General features: G+C 55.6%; 11 protein-coding genes. 3 read left to right on the top strand and 8 right to left on the bottom strand.

The genetic code is table 11. The annotated features are described in order from the left end of the window. Nucleotides 1–103: 103 nt before the first annotated feature. A complete protein-coding gene (locus TH4_RS08365) occupies nucleotides 104–814 on the bottom strand; it encodes a TetR/AcrR family transcriptional regulator (RefSeq protein WP_063087202.1) in 711 nt (236 codons plus the stop codon). 338 nt (nucleotides 815–1,152) lie between these two features. Continuing rightward, nucleotides 1,153–1,611 (bottom strand): Lrp/AsnC family transcriptional regulator, encoded by a 459-nt coding sequence (locus TH4_RS08360; RefSeq protein ID WP_008891399.1) that lies wholly within the window; start codon nucleotides 1,609–1,611, stop codon nucleotides 1,153–1,155. Between the two features lie 213 nt (nucleotides 1,612–1,824). On the opposite strand from TH4_RS08360, the gene ald reads away from it, so the two are divergent. After that, on the top strand, nucleotides 1,825–2,940 hold the full coding sequence (gene ald / locus TH4_RS08355) for an alanine dehydrogenase (RefSeq protein ID WP_064780652.1): 1,116 nt from the start codon (nucleotides 1,825–1,827) through the stop codon (nucleotides 2,938–2,940). 77 nt (nucleotides 2,941–3,017) lie between these two features. Here the strand turns inward: ald and ilvD are convergent, their stop codons facing one another. Next, nucleotides 3,018–4,871, bottom strand: coding sequence for a dihydroxy-acid dehydratase (ilvD, locus tag TH4_RS08350; RefSeq protein ID WP_064780651.1), 1,854 nt, complete (start codon nucleotides 4,869–4,871; stop codon nucleotides 3,018–3,020). A 589-nt stretch (nucleotides 4,872–5,460) separates the two neighbouring features. Between ilvD and TH4_RS08340 the strand changes: the two genes are divergently transcribed. Beyond that, complete coding sequence (locus TH4_RS08340; RefSeq protein ID WP_064780649.1) at nucleotides 5,461–7,533, top strand: tetratricopeptide repeat protein; 2,073 nt, start codon at nucleotides 5,461–5,463, stop codon at nucleotides 7,531–7,533. A gap of 23 nt (nucleotides 7,534–7,556) precedes the next feature. On the opposite strand, the gene TH4_RS08335 is transcribed toward TH4_RS08340, so the two are convergent. Continuing rightward, the gene (locus tag TH4_RS08335) at nucleotides 7,557–8,192 is read right to left on the bottom strand and encodes a D-glycero-alpha-D-manno-heptose-1,7-bisphosphate 7-phosphatase (protein ID WP_064780648.1); all 636 of its coding nucleotides are present in this window, start codon (nucleotides 8,190–8,192) and stop codon (nucleotides 7,557–7,559) included. Between the two features lie 206 nt (nucleotides 8,193–8,398). Between TH4_RS08335 and TH4_RS08330 the strand changes: the two genes are divergently transcribed. After that, nucleotides 8,399–9,274 (top strand): AEC family transporter, encoded by an 876-nt coding sequence (locus TH4_RS08330; protein ID WP_064780647.1) that lies wholly within the window; start codon nucleotides 8,399–8,401, stop codon nucleotides 9,272–9,274. A 24-nt stretch (nucleotides 9,275–9,298) separates the two neighbouring features. On the opposite strand, the gene TH4_RS08325 is transcribed toward TH4_RS08330, so the two are convergent. From TH4_RS08325 to glmM, 4 genes are read right to left on the bottom strand one after another with little or no spacing between them, the layout of a single operon-like run. Then, entirely contained in the window at nucleotides 9,299–9,649 is a 351-nt protein-coding gene (locus TH4_RS08325; protein ID WP_064780646.1) for a hypothetical protein, read from the bottom strand. A gap of 9 nt (nucleotides 9,650–9,658) precedes the next feature. Next, nucleotides 9,659–10,201: a DinB family protein gene (locus TH4_RS08320; RefSeq protein ID WP_064780645.1), complete on the bottom strand. Its 543-nt coding sequence runs from the start codon at nucleotides 10,199–10,201 to the stop codon at nucleotides 9,659–9,661. A gap of 51 nt (nucleotides 10,202–10,252) precedes the next feature. After that, the gene (gene thiD / locus TH4_RS08315; RefSeq protein ID WP_064780644.1) at nucleotides 10,253–11,050 is read right to left on the bottom strand and encodes a bifunctional hydroxymethylpyrimidine kinase/phosphomethylpyrimidine kinase; all 798 of its coding nucleotides are present in this window, start codon (nucleotides 11,048–11,050) and stop codon (nucleotides 10,253–10,255) included. Between the two features lie 49 nt (nucleotides 11,051–11,099). Next, nucleotides 11,100–12,449 (bottom strand): phosphoglucosamine mutase, encoded by a 1,350-nt coding sequence (gene glmM, locus TH4_RS08310; protein ID WP_064781012.1) that lies wholly within the window; start codon nucleotides 12,447–12,449, stop codon nucleotides 11,100–11,102. Between the last annotated feature and the right edge of the window lie 218 nt (nucleotides 12,450–12,667).

Here is a 12,667-nt window from a genome sequence, read left to right as displayed (position 1 = left end):
CGCTAATTGGGGCCGCCTGCCGCCGTTACGCAGACAACACAAAAAAACAGCGCCGGAAAATCATCCGGCGCTGTTTTGCATTTGGGCTTGTCGTGGCCTCGGCTCAGCAGTTGCCTTCGGCCGCCTTGCGCATCATTTCACGGCATTTCATGCCGGGTGCCGAAACCTGCCAGTAAGAGACAACAGCCTCTTCGGCGGCTTCTTCGAAATCAATGATCAGGTTATTGAGCGCGTTCTGTTCCATCAGCTTGATGACGCGGTCCGGCAGCTGCGACATCTGCCACAGGCCCAGAACCAGCGCATAGGAAGAGCGCATCAGCTTGCTGGCGGCATCCGGTGTGATTTCATACAGCTCTGCCAGGGCATCGGCGGTACGTTTGACCATGGATGCCAGGAAGCGGCGCTGGTTGACGACCATTTCATCGTCCGAGCCGGATTCCAGAACACCTTGCGACAGTGATGCGAGATGCAGGAACTTGTCGTTCTTGACCAGATATTGCACGAACTGGCGGGCCACACGGGTCGAATCCCGTTCTTCGGGCCGACGCAGCGCTTCCTGATCAATCACATCAAGATTGTTTTCAAACCACTCTTTCTGGAAGTGACGCAACACTTCAAGAAACAATGCTTCCTTGCTTGAAAAATAAAGGTAAAGCGTGCCCTTGGCCAAGTTCGCCTTGCGTGCGACCTCGGCTGCCGACGGCAGGGTTCCATCACCTTCGAGATAGAGCTTGCGGGCAGCTTCGAGAATATCAGCACGGCGTTTTAGTTTCTGCTCATGGCTACGAGCGCGAACAAGATTGTCTTGTTCCATTTGATTAATTTCCCCCAACGTATTTTCCCCGGGCATATTATTGCATTTTAATTCACCTAAAAGTCAAACTGCAGGATTGGAATAACTGGACAAAATTCATGAAGCATTGAAAACGCATACATTTTTCTGACCAAATATAGACCAATTTAGATGAATTCCGGTCACATATAATCAATCACCATAACGCATTCTGAACAAAACCACAAATATCGTACAGTTTTTTGTTCGAGTCGCATTCCGCCCCACCAACCGGGATGATGACCAGGCGCCACTGGCCCGGCATCACTTCATGACATTCCATATCGTGAAATAACCGGGATCCGACGGCAGATCACAGCTCAGACCGGCAGTTCGGTGGTGCGTTTGACTTCGCGGAGCGTGATGACGGTCTGCACACGTTCGACACCGGGAAGCTGGGTCAGGACTTCGCTGTGGATGCGTTCATAGTCGGCGGTGTCGCTATAGACGACATGCACAAGATAGTCGCTTTGCCCGGCCAGCAAATAACATTCGACAACTTCAGGCACCTTTTGAATTTCGAGCTCGAAGGTTTCAAGCGCCTCGCGGGTTTGGCGGGTGATCGCGATATTGACAAAGGCATTGCCCGGCTTGCCGATCCGCGCGGGATTAAGAAGCATGGTGTAGTGATCAATGAAGCCCGCCTCTTCAAGAAGCCGTACACGGCGCAGGCAGGCAGAGGCCGACAGGTTCACCTTTTCAGCAAGTTCAGCATTGCTGATGCGACCGTCTTTCTGCAGCAAACGCAGAATCATCCGATCCCGTTCGTCCATCTCCATTCGCATAATCCTCCGACGTCATGGTGTTTCTGTTGAATTATATAGCAATGATATCATCAAAAGCCCCTTGAAATGAAGATTAATTGCCCAATTTTTAGGGTATCATTCAAGAATAATAACAAAAGAGGCGGCATCGTATTCCAACCGCCCGGGAAACTCCGGAAACGCCGGGGAGTTCCCCCGATTACCACGATTTTGTCGGGAGGAAACGACATGCTGATTGGTGTTCCAAAGGAAATCAAAAACCACGAATACCGTGTCGGACTGACGCCAAGTTCGGTCCGTGAACTGGTCGCACACGGCCACAAGGTACAGGTCGAAACCATGGCCGGTGCCGGCATCGGCTTTGCCGATAATGATTATGTCGCCGCCGGTGCGACGATTGCGGCCAGCGCATCCGATATCTTTGCCAGTGCAGAGATGATCATCAAGGTCAAGGAACCGCAGAAGGTCGAGTATGAGCAACTCCGCGAAGGCCAGTTGCTGTTTACCTATCTGCATCTGGCACCGGACCCGGATCAGACCGCCGGTCTGGTCAAATCGGGTGTCACCGCGATTGCCTATGAAACTGTGACCGACCGCGCAGGTGGCTTGCCATTGCTGGCACCAATGTCAGAGGTGGCTGGTCGCATGGCCCCGCAGGTCGGGGCAGCTGCCCTTCAGAAAGCCAATGGCGGACGGGGCATGTTGCTTGGTGGTGTGCCGGGTGTTGCGCCCGCCAAGGTCGTCGTCATTGGCGGTGGCGTTGTCGGCACCAATGCCGCGCGCATTGCCGCAGGCATGGGGGCGGATGTGATCATCCTTGATAAAAACGTCAAACGCCTGACCTATCTTGATGACCTGTATGGCCCGCGCATCAAAACCCAATACGCCACCATCGATGATACCGAGGCGCTTGTCCTTGAGGCTGACATGGTCGTGGGTGCGGTTCTTGTGCCCGGCGCTGCGGCACCAAAACTGATCAAGAAAGAGCAACTGTCGCGCATGAAGCCGGGATCGGTGATTGTCGATGTGGCGATTGATCAGGGCGGTTGTTTTGAAACGTCCAAGGCAACCACCCATGCTGACCCGACCTATATCGTCGATGATGTCGTGCATTATTGCGTGGCCAATATGCCGGGTGCGGTTGCGCGCACATCAACCTTTGCGCTCAATAACGCCACCCTGCCCTTTGCCCTGGCACTTGCCGACAAGGGCTGGAAGAAGGCCTGTCAGGATGATCCGCATCTGGCAGCCGGGCTTAACGTCCATGCGGGCAAGATCACCTATAAGGCCGTGGCAGATGCGCTTGGCTATGAATACCTGCCGATTGAAAGCGCATTGGCCTGAACCGCCAAAATCCGATCATGAAAAAAGGGCGCCAAACGGCGCCCTTTTTGTTTGGTTATCTTGCGACTGTCTGCAGATCAGAACTCAACCTGCGTGACGTCACGGACCGCACCCTGATCGGCACTGGTGGCCATGGCGGCATAGGCACGAAGGGCGGTTGAGACCTTGCGCTTGCGCGGCTTGGCCGGACGCCATGCTTCGGGGCCCTTGGCCTCCATCGCCTGACGGCGGGCAGCCAGAACTGCATCATCGACCGCAATGCGGATCGAGCGGTTCGGGATGTCGATTTCGATCATGTCACCCGGCTCGACCAGCGCGATGTCACCGCCAGCGGCTGCTTCGGGGGATACGTGACCGATTGAAAGACCAGATGTCCCGCCCGAGAAGCGGCCATCGGTAACCAGCGCACAGGCCTTGCCCAGCCCCATCGATTTGAGATAGCTGGTCGGATACAGCATTTCCTGCATGCCCGGACCACCTTTGGGGCCTTCGTAGCGGATGACGACAACGTCGCCTTCCTTGACCTCGCCACCAAGAACCTTGGCAACGGCCTCGTCCTGGCTTTCGCAAATCACGGCCGGGCCGGTGAATTTCAGGATGCTTTCATCAACACCGCCGGTTTTGACCACGCAGCCATTGGCGGCCAAGTTGCCAAACAGAACGGCAAGACCGCCATCCTGACTATAGGCATGGGCGACATCGCGAATGCAGCCTTCTTTTTCATCAAGATCCAGATCATCCCAATAACGTTCCTGACTGAACGCGGTTTGGGTCGGAATCCCGCCCGGCATGGCGCGGAAGAATTTGTGTACCGCCTCGTTGGTGGTGCGTTTGATGTCCCACTTTTCAAGGGCGTCGGCCATGGTCTTGGAATGCACGGTCGAGACATCGGTATGCAGCAGCCCTGCACGATCGAGTTCGCCGAGAATTCGCATGATGCCACCGGCACGATGGACGTCTTCCATGTGGAACATCGGATGGTTCGGTGCGACCTTGGACAGATACGGGATCTTGCGCGACAGGCGGTCCATATCGGTCATGGTGAAGTCGACTTCGGCTTCCTTGGCGATCGCCAGCAGGTGCAGAACCGTGTTGGTCGACCCACCCATGGCGATATCAAGCGCCATGGCGTTTTCAAATGCCTTGAAGGTTGCGATACCGCGCGGGGTCGCGCCCTCGTCTTCTTCTTCGTAGTAACGACGCGCCAACTTGACCGAGGTACGGGCGGCTTCAAGGAACAGCTCCTGACGCGCGGCGTGGGTTGCCAGCACCGAACCGTTACCCGGAAGTGCCAGACCGAGCGCCTCGGCCAGGCAGTTCATCGAGTTGGCGGTAAACATGCCAGAGCACGAGCCGCAAGTCGGGCATGCCGAACGTTCAACGGTTTTGACCTGTTCGTCGGAGATGTTCGGGTCGGCCGCCTGCACCATGGCATCGACCAGATCAAGGTGATGTTCCTTGCCTTCGATGGTGACCTTGCCGGCCTCCATCGGGCCACCGGAGACGAACACGCACGGGACATTGAGGCGCATCGCAGCCATCAACATGCCCGGGGTAATTTTATCGCAGTTGGAAATGCAGACCATCGCATCGGCGCAATGGGCATTGACCATGTATTCGACGGAATCAGCAATGATTTCGCGCGACGGCAGGCTATAGAGCATGCCGTCATGGCCCATCGCGATGCCATCATCAACGGCAATGGTGTTGAATTCCTTGGCGACACCGCCGGATGCCTCAATCTCGCGTGCGACCATCTGACCGAGGTCTTTGAGATGCACGTGACCGGGCACAAACTGGGTGAAGCTGTTGACGACCGCAATGATCGGCTTGTCGAAGTCTTCGTCTTTCATGCCAGTGGCGCGCCAAAGGCCGCGCGCACCAGCCATGTTGCGGCCATGTGTTGTTGTACGGGACCGATATTCCGGCATGGAAGGAACCTCTCTTTAAATCACTGGTGGCGTTTCTTTCGGGTACGGGGTCAGCATCCCCGATGCCTTTTGTATATAGGTGCGTTCTAGCACAGTATTCGCGCGCTTTGACAGTTTTTTGCCCGAAAATTTCGCCAAAATCCGTCATTCGGTACGATTGCTAAACGCACATCACTTTGCCCGCGAACTGCGAACGCGTTTTTGGCAGCACTTTCTATCCTCAGAGTTTGCTTAAAATCGCTCATTCACCAGTGTCAGCGTGCAATTTTGTGAGCCAGTTCACAGGTTTTGCGACGATTGACCATGCGACCTATCCCAAATACCCGGAAAACTATTCCATTGAATAGGCGACCTCTAACCAAACAACACATATCGTATGGGGGATTATCGCCGCCAGGCGATTCTCCCACTCCCATTCTGACCCCGGACCCTCATACAGGTTCGGGGTTCTTTTTTTCCTGCATTTCAGGCGGTAATCCGCGATCTGGTAACTGCATGCTTTAAAGGACGGGCTGAACCCTTTAATGTCAGGCAAGACTGCTTGGGCCGAGGCCCTTACCCAGACCATCAGGTGGAGATCCGCAACCCCATGTCCGACCAACTCAAGACACTGTTGCGTCGCGGACTGACTGCGCATGAGGGCAATCGCCCCGAAGAAGCCGAGAAAATCTATCGTGCGGCATTGGCCATGTCACCGGGCAATGCGGAGGCGGAGCATCTTCTTGCCACCCTTCTGACCGGCCTTGGCCGCCATGGCGAGGCGATTGAGCTTTTTGAGAACTGCCTGACGAGTTTTGCTGCCAACCCGGCGGTCCGATGCAACTATGCGATTGCGCTGGAAAGTTCGGGTCAGATTGACAAGGCGATTGATCAGTTTAAGCAGGCCTTAAGTTACCATGGGGATTTCCCCACCGCCCTTTATCATCTGGCACGGCTTGAAATTCCACGCGGCCATTTGGGTCAGGCGATGGATCTTTTGGGCCGGTTGCTTGGCCTGAAGCCAAATCATTATGAAGGATTGCTGCTTTTCGGGCAGACCTTGCATGATCTGGGGCAGGAAGAAGCCGCCCTTAAATCACTTGAACATGCTGCCGAGGCCGCGGGCATTTCCCCGGAACTGATTTGCCGGGTGGGGTCGGCCTTCCTGCGCCTTGGTTATCCGGAACTGGCACAGAACCTTTATCAGCGAGCACTAAGCATCGATGCGAAATACGTTCCGGGCCTTCGCGGGCTGGGTCAGTCACTTGCCCATCAGGGGCAATATGCCAAGGCGATCGCGATTTTAAAGACCGCGCGCCGCCTGACCAAGGACACCGTTGAGATTGATCTGGTTCTGGCCGACATCACGCTGCGCTGTGGCGACCTTGATAGCACAATCAAGACACTTGATACCCTGATAGAGACATCGCCGGATAATGCCACGGCCGATGCGCTTTTGATACGGGCGCGTGCAAAGCTTGGCACAACGGATGGCGCCGCCCATAGCAAGGCCGCCAAGGCATGGGCCAAGCATCATATGCCAATTGCCGCCAAGCCGGCCTTTGCCAACACCCGACAGTCGGACAAGCGACTGCGCATCGGATGGTTATCCCCGTTCTTTTGCAAGCATGCATCATCCAGCCTTTTGAGTGCACTTGCGCGCCATCTGAACCGGCATGAGATCGAGCTGTTCCTGTATTCCGCGACACCGCGACCGGACGACGTCACACGGCAATGGCAAGTCATGGCCGATGGCTGGCGCGAGGTTTGCGGTCAGGATCCGATGCAGATTGCCGATCGCATTCGCAAGGACAAGGTCGATATCCTGATTGATGTCTGTGGCGTTCATCCGACCCAACCGATCGAGGTATTTGCCCTTAAGGCCGCCCCGGTCCAAGCCAGCCTGTCTGCGATCACCACCGGCATGGCCGAGATGGATTACCTGATCGGGCACAAGGATGTGTTTGGCGGCGGACTTGCCGAAAACAAGATGTTTTCCGAGCGTCCCTATCCGCTGGCACTTGGCCCATACCTTCCGGCAGAGCTTGATGATGCCTTGCCATTGGCACCCCTTCCGGCAGCCGTCGGCGAAGAGATCATCCGGTTTGGCTGCATTGATCGGTTGGCCAATATCAGCGATGAAACACTGAATTGCTTTGCGCGGATATTAAACAAGGTCAGCAACAGCCGCATCGTCATTCAGGATGACGTGCTTGAAGATTCCTATGCCGCCAAAACGTTCCTTGACCGCACCCGGCAGGCCGGGATCAAGCGTGATCGACTGGATCTGGCGGGCAAGGTAAAGCCCCAGGATCGACCGGCCCTTTATGCCCAGATCGACATCGGCCTGGCACCGTTTCCGGCCATCAGCCTTGAAAACTATTACGAGATGCTGTGGTTTGGCATTCCGTTCGTGTCGCTGGCCGATGATCGGCCGGGATCGCGGCTTGGCCTTGCGGTTTTAAGCGATATCGGGCTTGGCGCGCTGTGTGCCGAAACCGAAAAGGGCTATGTCGACAAGTGCATCATGCTGGCATCCGATCTTAAGGCGCTGGCCAGCATTCGCGAAAACATGCGCGATCGCATCCGGGGCAGCCGCGCCTTCCACGCGCCTGCTGTCGCAGCCGAGTTCGAAGAAGCCTGTAGGGAGATGTGGCAGAACTTTTGCCTTGGCAATGGTTAGACACGGAGGGCCTGAAACGCGCCCTATTGCCGCGTGGTCAGGATGTAATCGACCGCCATTGTCAGATCATCAGCAATAAAATCGGCTTCCTGTGCCTCGGGCAGGATGGCTTCCTTTGCGCCGTGGCCGGTTCTGACCATGATGGCCTTTGTGCCCGCCGCGTGACCGGCACGGATATCGTTGATGCGATCACCAATCAGGACGCTTTCCGCGAGGTTGATGGCAAACTCGTCACTTGCGGCCAGAAGCATGCCGGGTTCGGGTTTGCGGCATGTGCTTTGGCGGCGATAATCGCCCTGCCCGCTTGGATGATAGGGTGAATAATAGATGCCCTGCACCGATGCCTTGTGATCGGAAAGCATGGAAACCAATGCCTTGTGGATTTCAAAAAGCTGGTCTTCGGTGAGATAGCCCCGCGCGACACCGGACTGGTTCGTGACAACAATTACCGGAATGCCTGCATCATTGAGGCGTTTGATCGCCTCTGCCGTGCCGTTGATCAGTTTAAGATCGGCAACGTCTGACAGATAGTGGACTTCCTCGTTAATCACCCCGTCCCGATCCAGAAAGACAGCCGGAACCGGATTGCGTTGATCGCGAAAGCGCGGCGCCGGATCGATCAGGTGACGCTTCACAGTTTCGTTTGAAGAACCGGTCATCAAGGGGCCTTTTGCATGGTCGGGTTTCGCCCACAATGGCGCAAACGCCTTCGAAAAAGCAAGACTTCACAAGCCTCAAACCTTTTTCCGGGGTGTGGAAAAGAAATTGGTATTACCATTATTCACTTGCAGAGCAACTGAAAGACGTGACAATTTCGCTTCAAGTCACGCGCCACGATAAAAAGATCTTCAAGGAATAACGTTCTATGTTTGCCGATATTTTTGCGATTTTGGCCCCGGTTTTCATCACCACCGGACTGGGATATTTCTGGGCCCGTGCTGGCAAACATTTTGACACCAACCTTGTCACATCCATTGTCACCTATTTCGCGACACCCTGTCTGACCTTTGCCGCCCTTGCGACGGTGGAGCTTGGCGGTGATACGCTGGTTCTGATGGGGACAGCCGCCCTTGCAGCCAATGTGATCTTTGCCCTGATCGGCTGGCCGGTGCTTAAGGTCTTTAACCTGTCTCCGCGCACTTATCTGCAATCGCTGACCTGGCCAAATGTCGGCAATGTTGGCTTGCCGCTGTGTATGCTGGCTTATGGGCAGGAAGGCTTGGCGCTTTCGGTGGCGTTCTTTGCCGCCTATGTCGTGATCCAGCTGACCATCGGGGTTGCGTTCGTATCGGGCAGCTTTTCGATCAAGTCGCTGGCCAAGATGCCGATCATTCCGGCAACCCTGATTGCCACGGGGTTCCTTGCCACCGAAACGCCGGTGCCCGAATGGCTTTACAACACCACCAACCTGATCGGGCAACTGACCATTCCGTTGATGCTGTTTACCCTTGGTGTGTCGCTTGCCAAGCTGCGCCCGGTCAGCCTTGCACGCAGCACGGCACTGAGTGTGCTGCGCCTTGGCATGGGTTTCGGGGTTGGTTTGGGTCTGTCGCAAGTCATGGGACTGACCGGCATGGAACGCGGCGTTGTTATCCTGCAATGTTCGATGCCGGTTGCTGTATTCTGCTATCTGTTTGCACAGCTTTATAACCGCGAGCCGGAAGAAGTCGCCGGTGTGGTGATCAGTTCAAGCTTCCTTGCCGCCATCGCCCTGCCCGCATTGCTTTGGTACGTGCTGTAGCCTTCGAACAAACAGGACAACTGATTACTTGACGATCAGGCGGTATTCGCCGCCGGTGCCATCATCCTTGTCGGCATAAAATCCGATGGCGCATTCAAAGCGGCCCTTTTCAAGGTTGGGGTCGCCCTGCGCGGCCGCCTGTTCCATGACGTGATCGCGGCAGGCCGCAAGATCGTCATAGGTGGCCTCGGATATCTTGACCCGGGTCGGTTGACTGATATCGGGGACATAGACCGCAGTCACATGTTCCCAGGGTGCGGCATCATCGGGCCAGAAAAGATCGGCAACATGACGATGCGGGTTGCCGAAACTGACGACGGCCAGAACGGCGATCCCGCCAGCCAGAATCGCACGGCGCAGCATTCTTGTATTCATCGGTATCCTTTATGCACCTTTGCGGCCAAGGGCCGAAAAATCGAAGCTTGGCATCGGCGCATCATATTCAAGATGGTAGTCATCAAGGATTGGTGGTGCCTGACCGGTGACGGCCAGAAGCGCATGCACCTGCCCGCGTTGATGGGTTTGATAGACAAACAGATGTGACAAAATATCGGCCACGGTTTCAAGCGTCTTGCTGCCGTCTTCGCGGACCAGTTCGACCGCCCGGATGGCATCCTTGTCATTGAGCTGTTCACAATACGCCATCAAACGCATATCCGCATCACGCTGGGCTGCGGCAAGTTTATCAATGGCACCGAACGGCATTTCAGTATCAAGGCACGCCCGACCCCGCCTGCCATCGACCAGCGCATCAAGATAATACCAGTCATTGGTCAGGATATGGTTCAGCGTTTCAAGAATAGAGGCGGAAAAAGGCGTTCGTTTGGAGGCGAGTTCGCCATCTGTCAATTTCTGACAGACCCCATACAAACGGTGATTTGACCAGGCGTTGTTTCGCGCCTGATGGAAAAACGATGTGCCCGGCATAGCTTTAAGTGTCCCAACTTTCAGCGCCCTGTCACATTCGTGTTGAATTATTCAACCGGTCACAGGATGCGCATGGTTTAGCGGACCGTTTCCTTTGCCAAAGTCCGGTGCGGTTCGGATGGCTTCACGGACATATGCCCGCGCACGGGCAACGGAATCACTTAATCCCATGCCCTGAGCCAGCCCGGTTGCAATGGCACTTGCAAGCGAGCAGCCCGTACCATGATTATTCTCAGACGGAATGCGGGTATCTTCGAAACCTTCGATATCGCGATCCCGGCGCCACAAGATATCGACGATTTTGTCCCCGTCGGCGTGACCACCTTTTATCAGGACGGCCTCGCAACCGAGATCACCAATTTTGTGCGCTGCAGCAATCATATCAGCTTCGCTGGTGATTTTCATACCTGATAATACTTCGGCCTCTGGAATATTTGGTGTCAGCACGGTCGCAAGCGGCACCATATGGGTCATTAGCGCTTCGACCGCGTCTTCCTGAAGCAGGCGTGAACCGCTTTGCGATACCATCACTGGGTCTACAACGACCGAAATACCTGTTGCCTTTGATTTGATAAATTCCGCCACCGCGGTAATGACCGGCACCGAATGCAGCATCCCGGTTTTAAGCGCATCCGCGCCAATATCATCAATCGTCACGGTGGCCTGATGGATGATCATGTCCGGATCGATGCCAAGAACATCGAAGACTCCGGTGGTGTTTTGCACCGTGAGCGCCGTTATCGCAGTTGCAGCATAGCCGCCAAGGGCCGTCACCGATTTGATATCGGCCTGAATTCCGGCCCCACCGGAGCAATCCGACCCGGCGATAATCAAGACACGACCCTTCATACGACCCTTCCTTATCCTGCAGATATCAGGTTTTCGTCACAATGACCGGTTAACCGGCAACGGCGGTGATTTCGGCAACGATGCCATCAACGATCTGTTCGACCTTAATCGCGTCATCACCTTCGGCCATCACACGGATCAGCGGTTCGGTGCCAGATTTACGGATCAGGATACGACCATCACCGTTAAAGGCCCGTTCTGCCAGGGATATGGCTTCGATGACGCTGCTTTGCGCCAAGGGATCAGAACCGGCACTGTAGCGCACGTTTTTCAGGATCTGCGGCAGCGGTTCGAACACACGGCTGAGTTCGGAAACCGGGCCTTCGCGGCTGGCAAGGACCGCCAGCACCTGAAGGGCTGCCAACAGGCCATCGCCGGTCGATGCGAAGTCGGACAGAACGATATGGCCCGACTGTTCACCACCGACATTGCAATCAAGGGCGCGCATCTGTTCGACAACATAGCGATCACCGACCTTGGTGCGGATCAGACGGACATCGTTGCTTTCAAGGTAGCGTTCAAGACCAAGGTTCGACATCACAGTCGCGACCAGCGCGTTCCCGCGCAGCTGACCGGTGCGTTTCCAGTGGGTTACAACAAGGCCCATCAACTGGTCGCCGTCGATCAGATGTCCCTTTTCATCACACATCTGGACACGGTCGGCATCGCCATCAAGGGCAATCCCGACATCGGCCTTTTCGGCCAGAACCCGGTCACACATGGTTTTGGTGTAGGTCGACCCACACTGATCATTGATGTTCAGACCATTCGGGCTGGTGCCGATTTCAATTACATCTGCACCCAGTTCACGCAGAACCTTGGGCGCGACGGAGTAGCCGGCACCGTGGGCGCAATCAAGCACGATGCGCAGACCTTCAAGCGTGACGGAGCCCGGCAGGGATGATTTGACGGCCTCGATATAGCGGCCCGGCGCATCATCAATGCGTTTGGCACGGCCCAGCGCATTGGCAGGTACCAGTTTGCCCGAAAGATCGCTTTCCATCAGGGCTTCGATTTCAAGTTCGACCTCGTCCGACAGCTTGAAGCCATCCGGGCCAAACAGCTTGATGCCGTTATCCTGGAACGGGTTGTGGGAGGCCGAGATCATCACACCGATATCAGCGCGCATCGATTTGGTCAGCATGGCCACCGCCGGGGTCGGCATCGGGCCGACCAGCATGACATCCATCCCCATCGAGGTGAAACCTGCAACAAGGGCCGGTTCAAGCATATAGCCCGACAGTCGGGTATCCTTGCCAATCACGACCTTGTGGCGGTGATCACCACGGGTGAAATAATGGCCGGCAGCCATCCCGACTTTCAGGGCGACTTCTGCGGTCATCGGCGCTGTATTGGCAGTTCCGCGAATGCCATCGGTGCCAAAATACTTGCGGCTCATATTCTGTGTCTCTGCTTGCTTTGCGGGCATTATGCCCTGTCAATTCATTCTGACTGCCGGTTATATCAAAGTGGCGGCGCAATGCCACCGGCAATCGGCATATTTCAGCGCCTATTCTAGTGCCAAACTGGCAATCAATCCGTTAACAGGCAAACAGGGCGATATTCGGATAAAAGCGATGACCTTCGGTCAAAAACCCGCTATCACAAGATGAAGGG

Origin of the sequence: Thalassospira tepidiphila MCCC 1A03514, assembly GCF_001662875.1 — a bacterium.
Taxonomy (GTDB): domain Bacteria; phylum Pseudomonadota; class Alphaproteobacteria; order Rhodospirillales; family Thalassospiraceae; genus Thalassospira; species Thalassospira tepidiphila.
The sequence above is the reverse complement of the archived record's forward strand: the minus strand, read 5'-3'. Positions and strand labels throughout refer to the sequence as shown.

Excerpts from the sequence above, each read along its gene's own strand:
- TH4_RS08365 (WP_063087202.1), bottom strand. The coding sequence starts at position 814 with ATGGAACAAGACAATCTTGTTCGCGCTCGTAGCCATGAGCAGAAACTA.
- TH4_RS08360 (WP_008891399.1), bottom strand. The coding sequence starts at position 1,611 with ATGGAGATGGACGAACGGGATCGGATGATTCTGCGTTTGCTGCAGAAA.
- ald (WP_064780652.1), top strand. The coding sequence starts at position 1,825 with ATGCTGATTGGTGTTCCAAAGGAAATCAAAAACCACGAATACCGTGTC.
- ilvD (WP_064780651.1), bottom strand. The coding sequence starts at position 4,871 with ATGCCGGAATATCGGTCCCGTACAACAACACATGGCCGCAACATGGCT.
- TH4_RS08340 (WP_064780649.1), top strand. The coding sequence starts at position 5,461 with ATGTCCGACCAACTCAAGACACTGTTGCGTCGCGGACTGACTGCGCAT.
- TH4_RS08335 (WP_064780648.1), bottom strand. The coding sequence starts at position 8,192 with ATGACCGGTTCTTCAAACGAAACTGTGAAGCGTCACCTGATCGATCCG.
- TH4_RS08330 (WP_064780647.1), top strand. The coding sequence starts at position 8,399 with ATGTTTGCCGATATTTTTGCGATTTTGGCCCCGGTTTTCATCACCACC.
- TH4_RS08325 (WP_064780646.1), bottom strand. The coding sequence starts at position 9,649 with ATGAATACAAGAATGCTGCGCCGTGCGATTCTGGCTGGCGGGATCGCC.
- TH4_RS08320 (WP_064780645.1), bottom strand. The coding sequence starts at position 10,201 with ATGCCGGGCACATCGTTTTTCCATCAGGCGCGAAACAACGCCTGGTCA.
- thiD (WP_064780644.1), bottom strand. The coding sequence starts at position 11,050 with ATGAAGGGTCGTGTCTTGATTATCGCCGGGTCGGATTGCTCCGGTGGG.
- glmM (WP_064781012.1), bottom strand. The coding sequence starts at position 12,449 with ATGAGCCGCAAGTATTTTGGCACCGATGGCATTCGCGGAACTGCCAAT.